Origin of the sequence: Actinomycetospora aeridis, assembly GCF_037400275.1 — a bacterium.
GTDB lineage: Bacteria > Actinomycetota > Actinomycetes > Mycobacteriales > Pseudonocardiaceae > Actinomycetospora > Actinomycetospora aeridis.
Genome location: NZ_JBBEGL010000004.1, coordinates 317,899 through 335,559 on the forward strand (window position 1 = coordinate 317,899; position 17,661 = coordinate 335,559).

Annotated in this window: 15 protein-coding genes; 10 read left to right on the forward strand and 5 right to left on the reverse strand. The window is 75.3% G+C overall.

Annotated elements, in window-relative coordinates:
* Positions 1 to 7: 7 nt before the first annotated feature.
* Complete coding sequence (locus WCD41_RS16185) at positions 8 to 1,093, forward strand: glycosyltransferase family 4 protein (RefSeq protein WP_337714492.1); 1,086 nt, start codon at positions 8 to 10, stop codon at positions 1,091 to 1,093.
* Here the strand turns inward: WCD41_RS16185 and WCD41_RS16190 are convergent.
* Genes WCD41_RS16190 through WCD41_RS16200 form a run of 3 tightly spaced genes read right to left on the reverse strand, consistent with a single transcriptional unit; the run spans position 1,075 to position 4,390 of the window.
* Positions 1,075 to 2,262, reverse strand: coding sequence for a glycosyltransferase family 4 protein (locus tag WCD41_RS16190; RefSeq protein ID WP_337714493.1), 1,188 nt, complete (start codon positions 2,260 to 2,262; stop codon positions 1,075 to 1,077). The genes WCD41_RS16185 and WCD41_RS16190 overlap by 19 nt on opposite strands.
* A complete protein-coding gene (locus WCD41_RS16195) occupies positions 2,259 to 3,281 on the reverse strand; it encodes a glycosyltransferase family 2 protein (RefSeq protein ID WP_337714494.1) in 1,023 nt (340 codons plus the stop codon). The genes WCD41_RS16190 and WCD41_RS16195 overlap by 4 nt, the downstream gene beginning before the upstream one ends.
* Positions 3,278 to 4,390, reverse strand: coding sequence for a glycosyltransferase (locus WCD41_RS16200; protein ID WP_337714495.1), 1,113 nt, complete (start codon positions 4,388 to 4,390; stop codon positions 3,278 to 3,280). The genes WCD41_RS16195 and WCD41_RS16200 overlap by 4 nt, the downstream gene beginning before the upstream one ends.
* Before the next feature lie 452 nt (positions 4,391 to 4,842).
* Between WCD41_RS16200 and WCD41_RS16205 the strand changes: the two genes are divergently transcribed.
* Genes WCD41_RS16205 through WCD41_RS16215 form a run of 3 tightly spaced genes read left to right on the forward strand, consistent with a single transcriptional unit; the run spans position 4,843 to position 8,911 of the window.
* The gene (locus WCD41_RS16205; protein ID WP_337714496.1) at positions 4,843 to 6,084 is read left to right on the forward strand and encodes a YveK family protein; all 1,242 of its coding nucleotides are present in this window, start codon (positions 4,843 to 4,845) and stop codon (positions 6,082 to 6,084) included.
* A gap of 14 nt (positions 6,085 to 6,098) precedes the next feature.
* Positions 6,099 to 6,713, forward strand: a complete 615-nt coding sequence (locus WCD41_RS16210) for a hypothetical protein (RefSeq protein ID WP_337714497.1) — start codon at positions 6,099 to 6,101, stop codon at positions 6,711 to 6,713.
* Positions 6,710 to 8,911, forward strand: coding sequence for an O-antigen ligase family protein (locus tag WCD41_RS16215; RefSeq protein WP_337714498.1), 2,202 nt, complete (start codon positions 6,710 to 6,712; stop codon positions 8,909 to 8,911). The genes WCD41_RS16210 and WCD41_RS16215 overlap by 4 nt, the downstream gene beginning before the upstream one ends.
* Here WCD41_RS16215 and WCD41_RS16220 read toward each other — a convergent pair.
* Both WCD41_RS16220 and WCD41_RS16225 read right to left on the reverse strand, forming a co-directional pair.
* Positions 8,815 to 10,311 (reverse strand): oligosaccharide flippase family protein, encoded by a 1,497-nt coding sequence (locus WCD41_RS16220; protein ID WP_337714499.1) that lies wholly within the window; start codon positions 10,309 to 10,311, stop codon positions 8,815 to 8,817. The two genes, WCD41_RS16215 and WCD41_RS16220, sit on opposite strands and share 97 nt — an antisense overlap.
* On the reverse strand, positions 10,308 to 11,177 hold the full coding sequence (locus WCD41_RS16225; protein WP_337714500.1) for a class I SAM-dependent methyltransferase: 870 nt from the start codon (positions 11,175 to 11,177) through the stop codon (positions 10,308 to 10,310). Before WCD41_RS16225 ends, WCD41_RS16220 begins: the two co-directional genes overlap by 4 nt.
* Before the next feature lie 514 nt (positions 11,178 to 11,691).
* Here WCD41_RS16225 and WCD41_RS16230 point away from each other — a divergent pair.
* From WCD41_RS16230 to WCD41_RS16255, 6 genes are read left to right on the forward strand one after another with little or no spacing between them, the layout of a single operon-like run.
* Positions 11,692 to 12,798, forward strand: a complete 1,107-nt coding sequence (locus tag WCD41_RS16230; protein WP_337714501.1) for a Gfo/Idh/MocA family protein — start codon at positions 11,692 to 11,694, stop codon at positions 12,796 to 12,798.
* Positions 12,795 to 13,784: an SDR family NAD(P)-dependent oxidoreductase gene (locus WCD41_RS16235; protein ID WP_337714502.1), complete on the forward strand. Its 990-nt coding sequence runs from the start codon at positions 12,795 to 12,797 to the stop codon at positions 13,782 to 13,784. The genes WCD41_RS16230 and WCD41_RS16235 overlap by 4 nt, the downstream gene beginning before the upstream one ends.
* A complete protein-coding gene (locus WCD41_RS16240; RefSeq protein ID WP_337714503.1) occupies positions 13,781 to 14,911 on the forward strand; it encodes a DegT/DnrJ/EryC1/StrS family aminotransferase in 1,131 nt (376 codons plus the stop codon). Before WCD41_RS16235 ends, WCD41_RS16240 begins: the two co-directional genes overlap by 4 nt.
* Complete coding sequence (locus WCD41_RS16245) at positions 14,908 to 16,029, forward strand: DegT/DnrJ/EryC1/StrS family aminotransferase (RefSeq protein ID WP_337714504.1); 1,122 nt, start codon at positions 14,908 to 14,910, stop codon at positions 16,027 to 16,029. Before WCD41_RS16240 ends, WCD41_RS16245 begins: the two co-directional genes overlap by 4 nt.
* Positions 16,026 to 16,616: an acyltransferase gene (locus tag WCD41_RS16250; RefSeq protein ID WP_337714505.1), complete on the forward strand. Its 591-nt coding sequence runs from the start codon at positions 16,026 to 16,028 to the stop codon at positions 16,614 to 16,616. Before WCD41_RS16245 ends, WCD41_RS16250 begins: the two co-directional genes overlap by 4 nt.
* Positions 16,613 to 17,659 carry a glycosyltransferase family 2 protein gene (locus WCD41_RS16255; protein ID WP_337714506.1) on the forward strand — a complete coding sequence of 349 codons (1,047 nt, stop codon included), beginning with the start codon at positions 16,613 to 16,615 and terminating at the stop codon, positions 17,657 to 17,659. Before WCD41_RS16250 ends, WCD41_RS16255 begins: the two co-directional genes overlap by 4 nt.
* Positions 17,660 to 17,661: the final 2 nt, after the last annotated feature.

A 17,661-nucleotide genomic window follows, 5' to 3' on the forward strand; every position in this document is an offset into this window, starting at 1 on the left:
AGTCGCCGTGGTCATCGACGGCCTCGGTTGGGGCGGCGCGGAGATGCTGCTCGCCGAGTTCGCGGTCGGGGCACGCGCGGAGGGCGTCGACGTCGTCGTCGGCGCGCTCGAGGACAAGGACGGCAGCCCCGCCGCCGAGCGGCTGCGGGCGGTCGGCGTGCCCGTGATGATCCTCGGGGTCGAGCGGCTCCTGCGGCCGTCGTCGGTGCCCCGGGTGCGTCGCTGGCTGCGCGACGTGGCACCCGACGTCGTCCACACGCATCTCGGCTACTCCGATCTCCTCGGCGGCCTGGCCGCCCGCTCGCTGGGGCTCCCGGCGGTGTGCACCCTGCACGTCCTGCAGTGGCATCACGGGCGGTTCCGCGACGACCTCAAGGAACGCCTGTTCGCCCTCGGACGCCGGCGCTGCCACCACCGGGTCGTCGCGGTGTCGGACGCCGCCCGGGAGGTCTACCTCGCCACCGGCCGCGACGCCCCCGACCGCGTCGTGACGGTCCGCAACGGCGTCGTCGACCGCCGCGAGCCCGGGACGGGCGCGGCCGTCCGCGCCGAGCTGGGGATCGACCCCGACGCCGTGGTGGTCACCGTCGTCGCCGTGCTGCGGGCGGGCAAGGGGCACGACGTCGCGCTGGCGGCGGTCGCCGAGCTGCGGCGACGGCGTCCCGAGGTCGTGCTGCTGATCGTCGGCGACGGGCCGGAGCGCGACCGGCTCGAGCGGGAGGTGGGGCCCGGCTGCGTCGTCGCCGGGCACCGCGACGACGTCCCCGCGGTGCTCGACGCCAGCGACGTCGTGCTGCACCCGACGGCGTTCGACGCCTTCCCGACCTCGCTGCTCGAGGCCGCAGCGGCCGGGGTCCCGGTGGTCGCGACGGGCGTGGGCGGCGTGCCCGAGATCGTCGACGACGGCGTCGACGGCCTCCTCGTGCCGCCGCCACCCGCGGTGCCCGACGTCGTGGCCGCGCTCGACACGCTGCTCGACGACCCGGGCCTGCGGGGCAAGTTCGGCGTCGCGGCACGGCGCGCCTACGAGGAGCGGTTCACCGCCCGTCACTGGGCCTCCCGGCTGCGCACGGTCTACGAGGACGCCCGGTAGATCGCGTCCCGCACGGCGGCACCCACCACCCGCCAGTCGTGACGCTCCCGCATCTCCGCCAGGCCCGCCCGCCCCATCGCCTCGGCCCGCCCGGCGGGGACGAGCACGTCCTCGAGGGCGTCCGCGAGCTTCTCCGGGTCGTCCGGCGGCACCACGCGCCCGGTCTCGCCGTCGCGCACGACGGTCGGGAGGTCGCCGACGGCCGAGGCCACCACCGGCAGGCCCTTGGTCATCGCGAGGTGCACGACGCCGCTCTGGAACCCGACGAGGTAGGGCGTCACCACGACCCGCGCCGACGCGAGCACCCGGGGGACCTCGGCGTCCGGGACGTAGTCGTCCCACACCGTCACCCGGTGGCCGTGGCCCGCCGCCCAGCGGCGCACCAGGTCGGCGTCGAAGTCGGCGGGCGCCGGGGAGCCGGCGATCGTCAGCCGCGCCTCCGGGCACCGCTCAAGGAGCCGGTCGAACGCCTCCATGAGGACCGGCAGGCCCTTGATCTTGCGCCAGTCGCCGAAGAACAGCACGCGGTGCTCCGCGGCGGGGGCGACGGGCTCGCCGGCGAGCAGCCGCTCGTCGCCGTGGGGCACCACCGCGAGCCGGGGCCCGTCGCCCCAGACCTCGCGGAACTCGTCGGCCGTGCGCTGTCCGTGCACGAGCACGAGGTCGGCACGCCGCAGGACCGTCCCGAGCAGCACCCGCGTCGAGCGGCCGAGCCGGAACAGCCCGCCGTGCCCGGTGTTGAACGGCACCGCGTTGTGGCAGACGTGCACGACCCGCGGGCCCCCGGGCAGCAGCGTCATCGCGATGATGCCGATCGCCGCGGGCGGGTGGGACGAGTCCATGGTCGTGACGACGACGTCGGGGCGCCGGCGCACCACCTCGACGAGGATGCGTGCCCACGCCCCGCACATGCGCACGGCGATGCCGGCGCGGCGCAGGAGGTGGCGCCACCGCGAGCTCGGCAGCCGGGTGGACGGCACCAGCGTCGGGAGCACCAGCACCGGGCGGGCCGGGCCCCGGTGGTGGGCGAACTCGTGGCCGCGGGTGGCGAGCAGCTCGACCGACGGCACCGACGCGGCGAGCCCGTCGGCCAGCTGCACCGCGTAGTGGAGCAGGCCGCCGTGCCCGGCGGTCTCGACGACGAGGATCTCCTGGAGCCGCCCGGTCATCCCCGTGCCCTCGACGCGGCGACACGAGCCGCCTCGACGACGGCACCGACGATCAGCCCCGAGCCCCACGACAGGTGCACGACCGCCGGCACGGGCACCGCGCGCCACACCGGGGCGCCGTCCTCCCGCGCCGCGGCGGCCGCGGCGACACCGGTGGCGCCCACGTAGGCGGCCAGCACCCCGACCGCCGCGGCGGGCTTGACGACGCCGAGGCCGACGAGCACCGCGATCAGCGCCGGCGGAGCGAGCTGGCGCGCGCGCAGCGAGCCGGGGTGGCGACGCGCCGTGCCCGCCTTGCAGCGCCCGTAGCGGAACATCTTGCTGGCGAGCCGCCCCAGCCGCTCCGGCACCGACCACGAGGTGCGCGCGTCCGGGGCCAGCCAGATCCGCCCCCCGGCGAGGCGCAGGCGGACGTCCATCTCGACGTCCTCGTTGGCCGACAGGCCCTCGTCGAAGCCGCCCGCGGCGAGCAGGGCCGCGCGCCGGTAGCAGCCCGAGAAGACGTGGTCGACCGGCCCGCCCGGCGCGCCCACCCGGTGCGCCGCGCCGCCCATGCCGATCGGGCGCCGCATGACCGCGGCGACGGCCCGCCCGGTCGGTCCCTCGCCCGTGCTCTCCATCGCGCCGCCGCAGCCCACCACCTGCTCGTCGGCGAGCAACGGCGCCGAGACCTCGGCCAGGTAGTCCGGCGCGTAGGCGGCGTGCAGGTCCATGCGCGCCACGAGCTCGCCGGACGCGTGGGCGAGCGCCAGGTTCAGCGCCCGCGGGATGGTCCGTCCGGGGTTGTCGACGACGACCAGCCAGTCGCGCGACGCCGCGGCCTGCTCCCACCACGCGCGCGTGCCGTCGGTGGACGCGCCGTCGGCCACGACCACCTCGACCGGCCGCAGCGACTGCCGCTCGATCCCGGCGAGGAAGGCCGGGAGCCGGGGCAGCTCGTCGCGGCACGGCACGATCACGGAGATGGTCACGGTCGCGGCCTCACCGGTGTCCGGGGTGTTGCTCGTCTGCACGCTCATCGCCGACCCGCCGTCAGGACGTCCTCGTAGAGGCGGCGCATCTCGCCCGCCCACCGGTCGGCGTCGAACGCCGCCTCGTACCGGGCGCGCGCCGCGACGCCCAGGGCGCGGCGCCGTCCGGGGTCCGCGAGCAGGTCGCGCAGCGCGCCCGCGACGGCCGTCGCGTCGCCGGCCGGGACCAGCACGCCCTCGCCCGGCGTGACGATCTCCGGGATGCCGCCGACGGCCGTCGCGACGACGGGCCGCCCGGCCGCCAGGGCCTGGATCAGCGTCGTGGGCAGCGCGTCGTAGTCGCTGGGCTGGACGACGACGTCGCTCGCGGCCATCAGCGGCGCGACGTCGGTGCGGTAGCCGAGGAAGCGGACGCGCCCGCCGAGGTCGGACGCCGCTGCCTCCACCTCGGCGCGCAGCGGGCCGTCGCCGGCGACGAGCACGACGAGGTCGGGGACGTCGGCCAGCTGCCGCACCGCACGGAGCAGCACGTCGTGCCCCTTGCCCTCGCGCAGCAGGCCCACCTGGAGCACCACGGGCGCCCCGGCGGGGATGCCGAGCTCCCGCCGGACGGCACCGGCGTCGTCACCCCGCGCGGCGTCGACGACCCCGTTGTGCAGCGTCGTGACCGTCTCCGGCCGCACGTGCGGGAAGGCCTCGAGGTACCAGCTGCGCTGGGCGTCGGACACGGTCACGGTGCGCGCGGCCGTCGCGGTGCGCGCCACCCCGGCGAGGCGGCGCTTCACCGCGCCCAGCCGGCCGGGGAGGTCGTCGACGACGTGCAGCGTCGAGACCATCGGCCGGCGCAGCACCCGCGACGCCACCGAGCCGACGAGATCGGCGTGCTTGAGGTGGGTGTGGATGACGTCGGGGCCCCACGGGCGCAACCACGTCACCGCGCGGGCGAACGCGCGTGGGTCCCAGCGGTGGACGAGGTCGAGCGGGAGCACCGGCACGCCGGCCGCCTCGAGGTCGCCGACGATCGCGCGGCTGCGGATGCGGCTGATCGGCATCACCGCCATCTCGATCCCGTGCGCGGGCGCGACGCGCGCGAACTCGGCGAGGACCGACTCGGCCCCGCCGGGTTCGAGTGAATGGATCACGTGGACCACGCGCACGGAATGTCCCCCCACCGGGAATCGCGTCCACCCGGCGCGACAGATCGTCGGCGACCCCCCATGGCCGTCCGTGCCCTGACGATCTGAGCCCCGTCGTGCTGAACGACGATTCACCCAGTAACGCTCTTGATGCGCGCGGAGAGTAACAGGACGAGGTCGACGCAGGACAACTTCCCGCGGACGTTATCCCTCCGTCACCGGATCGGTCTCCCACGCCGACTTCGCGCCGTACCGGAGTTCGTGAGGATCTCTTCCCAAGGGCCTCGCCGACGACTACTTTCCGTACGCCGATCGCGTCGTGCGATCGAGATCGTTTCAAGGGGGCGGCGGAGGTGGGCGTCGAGCCGGGAATGGACTCGTCGGCGAGCGAAACGGACACGTCGCGTCGTCGCACGCTCGCCGAACGTGTCGATCGGCAGAGCATCCTGATCGGCCTGGCCGTCACGATCGTCGTGGCGGCCGTCGGAATCCTGCTCCTGGGATTCCCCGCGCGCACCTACACGGCGACGGCCTCGCTCGTCGTGCTCCCCAATTCGACGCTCTCGCCGACCGACGCCGCCGGTCTTTATGATCAATTGGGCAATCAGGTCGTCGCGACCTTCGCCCAGGTCGTCCAGGCCACCGACGGCACCCCCGCCGCGGCCGAGTCCGGGGCGCAGGTGCTGGTCACCCCGCTGCCCGACACCACGCTGATCTCGGTCGCCGCGACGTCGCCCGACCCGCAGGCCGCCGTGGCGGTCGCCGACCGCGTGGCGACGGCCGGGGTCGGCACGCTCCTGCGCCTCAACACGCCGTACTCCACCGCGCTGCTCAGCCCGTCGGCGCCGACGCTGGCCCCGACGCCCGGCACCAGCCCCGGCACCACGATCGCCGTGGTGGTCGTGATCGCCCTCCTCGCCGGCGCCGCGACCCAGCAGGCCGCCTGGCTCCTGGCGCGCACCGACCTGCGCTCGCGGTCCCGGTCGGCCTCGCGCGCGGCCTCCGCCGAGCGCCCCACCCCCGCGAACCCGCGCCCCTCCGACCCGACGGCGCCCCGCACCGGGGGCATCCCCCTCGGCGCCCCGGGGGCCGGCCGTCCGCCGATGGGTCCCGGCTACGGTCCGCGACCCACCGGACCGGGTGGGCCCCCCACCGGACCGGGCACCGGACCCCACCGCGTCCCGCCGTTCTCGCCGCCCTCGGGCCCGCTCGTGGCGATGGCGCCGCGCACGGAGACCCCGGCGCCCTGGGGCCGACGTCCGGACGGCGCCCCGCGCACCGGACCCCAGCCGCTCGTCCAGACACCGGGCGCGGCGAAGGACGCCGGTCCGGAGGACGCCGCCACGGGGTCGACGGACGCGGTGGAGGACCCCGCGACCGACACCACCGACACCACCGAGACCGTCGAGCAGCCCGATCCCGTCGAGAGCTCCGCGGCCACCGACGACGCCGAGCCCGGCGACGAGGACGACGGTGCCGACGACGGAGTCGACGACGGAGTCGACGACGGAGTCGACGACGACGCCGACGCCGTGACCTCGACCGTCCCGGCGACCCCGCGAGTCCCCGCACCGTCCGCGCCGGTCGACGGCACGGACCCCGACGCCGAGGACCCCCCGACGGTCGCGGTCGCCCCGGACGAGGCCGCCCGCACCGGCGGTGGAGCGCGCCGCCCGTCGCCGCGGCCACGCAGCAACAGCGTCGCCACCCGCTGACGCGGACCGCAGCCGTGGCCGTCACCGAGCAGTCCCCCGGATCGGGCGCGCGCACCCTCGGTGCCCGCAGCCTGACGATCGGCGCCGTGGTCGCCCTGCTCGTCCTGCTCCTCGGCGTGGCCGTCGTGCTCCGGCTGCCCACGACCTACCGCGCCGAGGGCTCGCTGGTGGTGCTGCCGCTGCCCGAGACCAGCAGCGCCGGCTACTTCCGCGCGCTCGCCGACGGGGAGGCCGTCGCCGAGTTCGCCACCACGGTGACCACCGCGGCCGACGAGGTCGGCGGGGACGAGGCCTCGGTGCAGGTCGTCGTCGCGCCCGCCACCAGCGCGATCACCGTGTCCGCGACGGCGTCGACCGGCGAGGAGGCCGCCGCGGCGGTGGGCCGGGTGGTCACGGCGAGCACCACCGGCCCGGACGCCGTCCGCCCGCCCTTCGCGCTCGTCGCCGCCGGGCCGGTCCCCGACGGCGCCACGCTGCCGCCCCAGCCGGACGGGAAGGTGGCCCGCATCATGATCGTGGTCGGCATCGCGGCCCTGGCCGGGCTCGCGACCCAGCAGATCGTGTGGCTCTCGGCCTCGGTGGGCCTCCGGCGCGCCGCCCGGGGCGGCCGGTCCGGGGGTGCCGGATGACCCAGCTCCAGGACCGGCCCGTCGACGAGGGGACGGCCGCACCGCCGGAGGCGGAGCCCCCGCGCACGCCGTGGGCCCTGGGCGCCCGCTCGGCCGCCCTCCCCCTCGCGGTCGCCGCGCTCGCCCTCGGGGCCGCGGCGCTGACGGGGCAGCCGCTCGCGGCCCTGGTGGTGGCTGCCGCCGTCGTCCTGGTGCCCTTCCTGGTGCGTCGCCCGCGGCTGGTGCTGGTCCTGCTCGTGGTGGTGCAGGTCGGGAACCTCAGCGCGGCCGCCGACCGCTACGGCGTGCCCGACACCTACTTCGCGCTGGTCGCGCTCGGCGCCGTCTGCGTGCTGCGCGAGTGCTGGCACAGCCGCCGCCTGCCCGCCTGGTCCTCGGTGCTGCTGTTCGGGGCGATCTACGTCGCGCTGCGCTTCGCGTCGGTCCGTGTCGCGCTCGACGTCGACGCGGCCTCCGGGACCATGGTCGACCTGGCGGGCGACCTGGTCCTCATCGCCCTGCTGCTCGCCCTGTGCCACCGGTGGCGCGGCGAGCTCTCGATGGCCGCGTCGGCCGTCGTCACCGCGACCGTGCTCTGCGTGCTCGAGCTGCTGCGGCAGTTCGTGGTCGGCAACGAGGTCACGTTCTTCGGGATCCTGCGCCCGGCGACCATCCAGGACGTCGGGCTGATCTTCCCGCGGCACACGGGCCCGCTCGAGGACTTCAACTTCTGGGGCCGCGTCCTCGTCCTGATCCTGCCGTTCGCGCTCTCGCTGTTCGCCGACCGCAGCTTCGGGCGGCGGCGCTGGCTGTGGATGGGCTCGACGGTGGTCCTGTTCGGCGGCATCTACCTGACCGGCTCGCGCGGGACGCTCCTGGCCGCGGGCTTCGTCGTGGTGGTGTGGCTCGCGCTGGCCGGGGCCCGCTACCGGCGCCTGCTGATCTGGCTGCCGTTCATCCTCGCCGGCATCCTGCTGATCCCCGGCATCGGCACGCGCCTGGCCTCCATCGGCGACGTCGCGACGACGAGCTCGGGGGCGGCCGACGAGTCGCTCACCGGCCGGCTGGGCGCCCTGCGCGCGGGCCTCAGCATGATCACCGACCACCCGCTGACCGGGGTGGGCGCCGGCAACTTCATCCCGGCCTTCCCGGCGGTGGCGCGCGCGAACGGGATCGACAGCCTCGTGCTGGCCCCGCACAACATGTACCTGCAGATCGCCGCCGAGAGCGGGATCCCGGCGCTGCTCGCCTGGCTCGCCTTCTTCGGCGCCGCGGTGCTGGCGGCGGTGCGGGCGCGCTACCTGCTCGGCGGCGTGCGCACCCCGTCGGGGATCCTGCCGCCCGAGGCCATGCTGGCCACCGCGGCGATCGCCTCCCTCGGCGGCTGGGCCGTGGCCGGCATCGTGCTGCACGCCGACAACCTGCGGATCCTCGCCATCCCGATCGTCATCGCGGCGTCGCTGGACATGGCCGCCCGGCGCAGCGTCGCCCCGCGGCTCGGGGGCGCCCGCAGCTGGCAGCCCGGCATGCTCTGGGAGCTCGCCGTCCGGGAACGGGAGCCGCGGCGCCAGTGGCACTGGGTGCTGCCGGCGGCGGTGGGCGTCGTCGTCGCGGTCGCGGTCGGCCTGAGCCCGCTCGTGGTGATCCACCGGTGGAGCACCACGGCGACCGTGGAGATCGTCGCCGACCCCTCCCACGGCCCCCTCGACGACTACGCCGTCGAGGTCCTCAACCGCGCCCCGCTCTCCGCGACCTACCTGGCGGTCCTCAGCGACCCGGCGACGGTGCGGGCCGCGGGCGACGCCGCGGGCCTGCCGCCCGACGAGGTCCGGACGGCGGCCGTGACCGCGGCGACGACGGACGACCCCCAGCAGCTGACGGTGACGGTGAACGCCGCGACCCCCGAGGTGTCCCGGGCCCTCGCCGACGGCGCCGTGCCCGCGGCCACCGACCACTTCGCCACCATGCGCCCCCTGTACGTGCTCGTCCCCCGGGGCGCCGACGAGCCGGTGGAGACCACGACGTTCCGCCCGTTGGGGCTCGGGATCGCCCTGATCGCCGCGACCCTCGCGGTGCCGATCACCGCGACCCTCGCCGCCGCGGCCCGCGCGCGGTTCGGCGATCAGCTCGCGCGCCGGACCCGCCGCAGCAGACGGAGCGCGGTCGAGGAGATGACCGAGAACGACGACGGCGCGAGCACCCGGATGCCGACCAGGTAGAGCACCGAGAACAGGCCGACCTCCGCGACCAGCTCGAGGATCCCGCCGAGCGCGCCGTCGAGGTCGGCGTGCACGACGCTGTGCTCGAGTAGCCAGAGCAGCACGCCCGGGATCACGGCCGCGACGACGGGCGGCCACAGCACCCCGAGCACGGCCCCCCACGGCATCGCGATCGCCCGCACGGCCAGCACGAGCGTCACGGTCCCGCCCGCCAGCGCCGCCACCGTGATCGCGAGGCCCACGCCGACGAGCCCGAGCGGCAGCAGCAGCACGAGCAGCCCGATGCCGAAGACCAGGTCGACGCCGGTGACCCAGTTGAGCAGCTGGGTGCGCCCGATCCCCTTGAGCGTCTCGCCCGCGACGGCCTGCAGGGCGACGCCGACGCCGTAGCCCGACATCGCCACCAGTGCGACGCCGGCGCCGCGCCACTCCTCGCCGAGCAGGAGGACGACCGCCGGGATGCCGAGCGCCACGGCGAGCACGGCGACGGGCACCGCGGCGAGCCAGATCCAGCGCAGGGCCCGCAGGAACGCGATGCGCAGCCGGTCGGTGTCCCCGGCGATGCGCGAGAACGCCGGGAACAGCACGTACGACCCGACCTGCACGATCGCGAGGCCGGGGAGCTTGGACAGGCGCTGGCCGTAGCGGTAGTTGCCGAGCGCGGCCTCGTTCATCGAGCGCCCGACCAGCGCCGTCTCGGCGACCTCGCGCGTCCGCTCCCCGACGGCCTCGAGCACGAGCGGGAACGCGAAGCGGGCGAGCTCGCGCCAGATCCGGTACGAGGGCCGGTGCCGGCCGGGCCGCCACCCCGAGAGCCCGAAGCTGCACGCGACCCACACGAACTGGGACGCGTAGCTCGCGATGACCATGCTCCACACGCCGTAGCCGAGCGCGGCGAGGGTGACCGACACCGTCGCGAACGTGAGCACCGTGCCGGGGTCGAGGATCAGGCGCCGCTTGAAGTTGAAGCGGCGCTGCATGAGGGCGTCCGGGACGTGGGTCAGCGCGTGCAGGAACAGCGTGCCCGCCGAGATCGCCGCGATGAGGCCGACGACGTCGCTGCGGAAGAACTCGCCGATGAACCCCGACGCCGCGACCACCGCCGACGCCATGAGCACACCGGTGATCACGTTGGCCCAGAACGCCGTCTCCGCCGCCCTGTCCAGCTCGCCCTCGCGCTGGACCACGGCTCCGCCCAGGCCGCCCTCGGAGAAGTTCGCGAGGAAGCCGGCGATGACCGTCCCCGCGGCGTACAGGCCGATCTCGGTGGGGCTGAGCAGGCGGGCCAGCAGCACCGTCTGGACGAAGGAGAGCACCTGCACCAGGACCAGGGCGGCGGCAGAGAGCACCGCACCCTTGCGCAGGGTCGCCCCGAGGGGCCCGACGGCCCCCGACGTCACCGGAACCGGGCCGCGGTCCGCAGCACGCCGAGCCGCAGCCGCCGGGCCCCGCGGCGCAGGGGGCTGGCCAGCGTCAGCCAGCGGTACGCGCGGTGGAGGCGGTGGGCGGTGCTGCCGTGGGGCAGGCGCCGGTACACGACGATGCCGTAGGGCAGCCCGGCGATCGGCCGGAAGCCGGCGCTCTCGAGGTGGTAGCGCGGCATCAGGTCGTCGGCGTAGAGGTGCCAGGCGTTCTCGGGGCTCGGGGGACGGACGTCGAAGTTGGCGAGCAGGACGCCCCCGTCGGCGAGCGCGCGGTGCAGGTCGAGCGCCGTCGCGTGCACGTCCGGGACGTGCGTGATCGTGTCGAGCGCGGTGATCGCGTCGAACGCGCCGGTGGGCAGGCTCTCGACGCCGAGGTCCACTGCGCCGGCGTCGAGCCCGCGGCGCTTGAGCCGGAACGCGGCGAGGTCGAGCAGCGTCGACGACACGTCGGCGAGCGTGCTCGTCCAGCCGTTGGCCAGGAAGGCCTCCGCGCCCGCGCCCGCACCGGAGCCGAAGTCGAGGTGCCGGCGTCCGCCGTGGAAGTGCTCGTTGAGCCACTTGACCGTGATCACGTTGGTCGGTTCGGCGAACCCCTCGGCCTGGAGGTAGGCGAACCAGACGAGGTCGAAGCCCCAGGACTGGGTGGAACGGTAGAAGCGCAGCAGCGCGTCCTCGTCGTCGCGGTCCTCCTCGGACCACTCCTCGACGCTGTCGGCCTCCCATTGCCGGCACCGGCGTACGGCCTCCTCGCGCGAGATGCCGTGATACGTGGCGAGGTCGTCCAGCAACGCTGTGCGCACGTCGTCGCCGCCGGCGCGCAGCGACGTCCGGAAACGTTCCATTTCCGGGCTGGCGAAGGCGGCCACCGTGGTGGGATCGCCCCATTCCGGAGCGTGGTCCGCTTCGAGGGGATCGACGTGGACTCCTTGTCCCGTCATCGGCGTGGCCTGGTCCACCATCGCCGACCACCGCCGTCGCGCACGTCCGACGAGACGGCCCACCGAACGCCCCACCGAACGCCCCACGTCGCTGACGACCATCTGTTCTCCCCCTCGCCCGTGTTCTCGCGCGCCCGCAGGCCGCGCAGACCTTAATCAGTCACGCCCGTACTGGGTAGGTCCGTGCGACACGGACGGTCTCGCAAGATCAAGAATTGTCACTCTTGGTCAAGATTACCGCCAGGGATACACTCCCCCGGCGTTCCGCGACCGGACTGGTCTTGCACTCCGAGACCAATCGACCGCGGAGCGTCATTCTCATTTCTGGGCATCGGTGTCGGCGCTCGGGTGGCGTCTCGGGGAACGCACTCGCGCAGGGCACCGGCGTCGACCCCGGGGGGCCGGTATGGAATCAGCTGTGGGACGCCGTGCGATCGGCACGGCGATCATCGGCGCGGGCTACTGGGGTCCGAATCTCGTCCGCAACGTGCAGGCGACACCGGACCTCCGACTCGAGTACGTGTGCGATCTGCGCGAGGAGCGTGCCCGCGAGGTGCTCGGCGCCTACTCGACGGTGCGCGCCAGCTCCTCGATGGAGGAGGTGCTCGCCGACCCCGCCGTCGAGGCGGTCGCGGTGGCCACGCCGGCGGACACCCACGTGGAGGTCGTCACCGCCGCGCTCGAGGCGGGCAAGCACGTCCTGGTCGAGAAGCCGCTCGCGCCGTCGCTGGCCGAGGGGCGCAGGCTCGTCGAGCTCGCCGACGAGCGCGGCCTGGTGCTGATGCTCGACCACACCTACTGCTACACCGCCGCCGTCGCGCACCTGCGCAACCTCGTGCGCAGCGGGGTGCTCGGCGACGTCCAGTACCTCGACTCGGTGCGCATCAACCTCGGGCTGGTGCAGCGCGACGTCGACGTCCTGTGGGACCTCGCGCCGCACGACCTCTCGATCTTCCTGTCGATCCTGCCGGAGGGCGTCGTCCCCGTCGCCGTGTCGGCCAACGGCTCGGACCCGGTCGGCGCGGGCCGGCTGTGCGTCGGCCACCTCACCATCCGACTCTCGAGCGGAGCGCTCGCCCACGTGCACGTGAACTGGCTCTCGCCCACCAAGGTCCGCACGATGATCGTCGGGGGCTCCGCGCGCACCGCCGTGTGGGACGACCTCGACCCGATCCGGCGGCTCTCGGTCTACGACCGCGGCGTCGACCGCGTCCCGCAGGCCCGCCTGCCCGAGGACGCCCGCGCCGCGACGATCGTCTCCTACCGCACCGGGGACATGGTCGCCCCGGCGCTGCCGGACACCGAGGCGCTGCGCTCGGTGATGGCGGAGTTCGTCACCTCGATCGTCACGTCCCGGCCGCCCCTGACCGACGGGCGGTCCGGGCTCGACGTCCTCGCGCTGCTCGAGGCCGCGTCGGCGAGCCTCGAGGCCGACGGCCGCTTCGTGCCGGTCGCGATCTCCCCGGACGCGCCGCGGTCCACCGCGGCCCGCCAGGCCGGCGAGCGCGTCGGGCAGGCGTCGTGAGCGCCGCCGTGGAGCTGCCGGGCAGCCGCGCCGTCGTCACCGGCGGGGCCGGCACGATCGGCTCGGCCGTGGTCGACCAGCTCTTCGCCGCGGGGGCGGCCGACGTCGTCGTCGTCGACAACTTCACCCGTGGACGCCGGGAGAACCTGGCGGCGGCGGTCGAGACGGCGGGCAATCGGCTGCACGTCGTCGAGGGCGACATCAACGACCGCTCGCTGATGGCCGAGACGGTGCGCGGCGCCGACGTGCTGTTCCACCTCGCCGCCCTGCGCATCACGCAGTGCGCCGAGCAGCCGCGCACGGCGCTCGAGGCGCTCGTCGACGGCACGTTCACCGTGGTCGAGGCGGCCACCGAGGCCCAGGTCGCCAAGATCGTGGCGTCGAGCTCGGCGTCGATCTACGGCATGGCCACGAGCTTCCCGACGCGCGAGGACCACCACCCCTACGCCAACGACACGTTCTACGGCGCGGCGAAGGCGTTCAACGAGGGCCTGCTGCGCAGCTTCCACGCGATGTACGGGCTGGACTGGGTGGCGCTGCGCTACTTCAACGTCTACGGCCCGCGGATGGACGCCCACGGCGTCTACACCGAGGTCCTCATCCGCTGGATGGAGCGCATCCAGCGCGGCGAGCGGCCCCTGATCTTCGGGTCGGGCAGCCAGACCATGGACTTCGTGCACGTCCACGACATCGCCCGCGCGAACCTGCTCGCCGCCGCCACCGACGTCACCGACCGCGTCTACAACATCGCCTCGGGCACGGAGACGAGCCTGCTCGAGCTCGCGGTCGCGCTGCTGGCGGCGATGGACTCCGACCTCGAGCCGGAGTTCGGTCCCGAGCGCAAGGTCAACGGCGTCGAGCGGCGGCTCGCCGACATCACCGCGGCGGCGCAGGACCTCGGCTGGCGCCCGGAGATCTCCCTCGCCGACGGCCTGCGCGGACTCGTGCAGTGGTGGCAGCACGACGTGGCGCTGGTGGCGCCGTGATCCCCGTGATGCGCCCCCTGCTCGGCGACGAGGAGGCCGAGGCGGTCGCCGAGGTCGTGCGCTCCGGCTGGGTGGCCCAGGGCCCGCGGGTCGCGGCGTTCGAGGCGGCCTTCGCGGAGTCGGTGGGCGCGGCCCACGGCGTCGCGACGTCGTCGTGCACCACCGCGCTGCACCTCGCCCTGCACCTGCTCGGGATCGGCGTCGGCGACGAGGTCGTCGTGCCGTCGTTCTCGTTCATCGCGACGGCCAACGCCGTGCGCTACACCGGCGCCTCGCCGGTGTTCGCCGACGTCGACCCCGTCACGGGCAACCTGACCGGCGCCACGGTCGCGCCCGTGCTCACCGACCGCACGCGGGCGGTGATCCTCGTCCACCAGGCCGGCGTGCCCGCGGACGTCGCCGACGTCCGGGCCGCCTGCGGGGCGATCCCGATCGTCGAGGACGCGGCCTGCGCGGCGGGCTCGCGTGCCCACGGGCGTCCCGTCGGCGCCGGGGCGCTGATGGCCGCCTGGTCGTTCCACCCGCGCAAGCTGCTCACCACCGGTGAGGGCGGGATGATCACCACCGACGACGCGGAGAGCGCGGTCCGCCTGCGCCGGCTGCGCGAGCACGGCATGAGCATGTCCGCGGCCGACCGTCACCGCAGCGGCGGCAACGCCGTCGAGGACTACGCCGAGACCGGCTTCAACTACCGCATGACCGACATCCAGGCCGCCCTCGGCGAGGTCCAGCTGCGCCGCCTGCCCGGCATCGTGGCGCGCCGCCGCGAGCTGGCCGCGGCGTACCGGGAGATGCTCGACGGGCTGGACGTGCGCTGTGTCGACGACCCGCCGCACGGCGAGGGCAATGTCCAGTCGTTCTGGGTGCTGCTCGGCGACGACGCCGCGCCGCGCGACGGCGTGCTGGCGGCGCTGGCCGAGCAGGGCGTGTCGGCCCGGCGCGGGATCATGGCGGCGCACCTCGAGCCGGCCTACGCCGGGCACGACGTGTCGCTGCCGGTCACCGAGCACCTCACCCGGCGCTCGCTGATCCTGCCGCTGCACCACGAGCTCACCACCGCCGAGCAGGAGCAGGTGGTCGGAGCGCTGACGGCCGCCCTCCGGGCGCCGGCGGTGGTGTCGTCGTGACGATCGCCGACGCGGGCACCGTGCCCCTGGTCGACCTGGCCGCCCAGCACCACGAGATCGCCGACGAGGTCGCGGCCGGCTGGGCCGACGTCGTCGCCCGCTCCGCGTTCGTGGGCGGGCCGGAGGTGGCCGCCTTCGAGACCGAGTTCGCGGGCTTCTCCGGGGTGCGCCGCTGCGTCGGGGTCGCGAACGGCACCGACGCCATCGAGCTCGCCCTACGGGGCCTCGGCGTGGGCCCGGGCGACGAGTGCCTGCTGCCCGCCAACACCTTCATCGCCACCGCCGAGGCCATCGTGCGCGCCGGGGCGACCCCTGTGCTCGTCGACTGTCGCGACGACACCGCCCTGATCGACGTCGACGCGGTCGCCGCGGCCGCCGGCCCGCGCACGCGGGCCGTGCTGCCGGTGCACCTCTGGGGCCAGACGGCGTCGGTCGACGAGCTGCGCCGGGTGCTGCCCGACCGCGTGCTGCTCGTCGAGGACGCCGCGCAGGCGCAGGGGGCGACGCGGCACGGGCAGGTCGCCGGCGGGCTCGGCGACGCGGCGGCGACCAGCTTCTACCCGGGCAAGAACCTCGGCGCCTACGGCGACGGCGGTGCCGTGCTCACCGACGACGAGGCCGTCGCCGACCGGGTGCGCCTGCTCGGCGCGCACGGCTCGTCGTCGAAGTACCGCCACGAGGTCATCGGGTGGAACAGCAGGCTCGACACGCTGCAGGCGGTGGTCCTGCGCGCGAAGCTGCGCCGCCTCGCCCGGTGGAACGACGAGCGCCGCCGCGCCGCGGCCCGCTACGACGCACTGCTCGCCGACGTGCCGGGCGTCGTGCGTCCCGTCGTCGCGCCGGGGAACCACCCGGTGTGGCACCTGTACGTGGTGCGCGTGCCCGAGCGCGACCGCGTCCACGACGCGCTGCGCGACGCCGGTGTGGGGGTCGGGGTCCACTACCCGGCGCCGCTGCACCTCACGGGCGCCTTCGCCCACCTCGGGCGGGGCCCCGGGTCCTTCCCCGTCGCCGAGCGCCTGGCCGGCGAGATCCTCTCGCTGCCCCTCTACCCCGGGATCACCGACGGCCAGCAGGACCGCGTGGCCTCGGAGCTCGCGGCGGCGGCGGGCCGGTGACCGCACCCGAGGGCGTGGCGGTCCACCCGCGGGGGCTCTGCGAGAGCACCACGGTCGGGGCCGGCACGCGGATCTGGGCGTTCGCGCACGTGCTGGACGGCGCCGTCGTCGGCCGGGACTGCAACGTCTGCGACGGCGTGTTCGTCGAGGACGGCGTGGTCCTCGGCGACCGCGTGACGGTGAAGAATGGCACCCTGCTCTTCGCCGGCGTGCGCTGCGAGGACGACGTCTTCCTCGGCCCCGGGGTGGTGTTCACCAACGACCTGCGGCCCCGCGCGGCGATCCGGCGGGAGGGCGACGCGCTGCTCACGACGACGGTGCGCGAGGGCGCCACGCTCGGCGCGGCCACCGTGGTGGTGTGCGGCGTCGAGATCGGCGCGCACGCCTTCGTCGGTGCCGGCGCGGTGGTCACCGCCCCGGTGCCCGCGCACGCCTTCGTCGTCGGCAACCCGGCGCGGCAGCGGGGCTGGGTGTGCCGCTGCGGGCACCGCCTCGCCGACGACCTCGTCTGCCCGGACTGCGGCACTCCGCACCGCCTCGGCCCGGACGGGGCGATGGCCGCCGACCCGGTCGGGAGCCGGTCGTGACCGGCGTCGACGTCGTCGTCCCCTGCTACCGCTACGGCGAGTACCTGCCGACGGCCGTGCGCAGCGTGCTCGACCAGCCGGGCGTCGACGTGCGGGTGCTGATCATCGACGACGCCTCCGACGACGGGAGCGGGGAGGTCGCGCAGTCGCTGGCGTCGTCGGACGAGCGCGTCGAGGCGGTCGTCCACACGCAGAACCGTGGGCACCTCGCGACCTTCAACGAGGGCGTCGTCGACTGGGCGTCGGCGGAGCTGACGCTGCTGATGTCCGCCGACGACGCGCTGACCCCCGGCGCGCTCGGCCGCGCCGCCGCGCTGTTCGACGAGCACCCCGGGGTCGGACTCGTCTACGGCGCCGCGATCACCTACCGCGGCGGGCCGCTGCCCCCGGCGCGGCTCGGCCCGGTCCAGCACGTCGTGCACCCCGGGCACGCCTGGCTGCGGGGCCGCTTCGCGGCGGCCACCAACGTCGTGTCCTCCCCCGCCGCGGTGACGCGGACGGCGGTGAACCGGCAGGTCGGTGGCTACGACCAGCGGCTGCGCCACACCAGCGACCACGAGATGTGGATGCGGCTCGCGCTGGTCTCCGACGTCGGGTTCGTGCGCGGCGCCGACCAGGCCTACTGGCGCACCCACGACGTCAACATGCACACCGCCTACCTCGCCGGCGGCGGTGTGGAGGACCTGCGCGAGGTCCTGCGCGCGCACGACGCCGTGCTGGAGAAGGCCGCGCTCGGCGGCCTGTCCGACGGCGACGAGCTCGCCCGGACCGTGCGCCGTCGGCTCGCCCGCGACGCCTACCTGCGCGCCGCCCGGGCGCACGACCGGGGCCGCGTCGAGGCGGACGGCGCGGACGCGCTGATCGCGTTCGCCGAGGAGATCGTCGAGGACACCCGGACGCTGCCGGAGCGCCGGGCCTACGAGCTGCGGCAGCTGGTGGGGCCGACGGTGACGCGGTCGCTGGGCCCGGTGCTGCCGACGGCGGCGGGGCGCCGGCTGCGCCAGCGCTGGCGCGATCGCCGGCGCGAGCGGATCGGGGTCTAGCG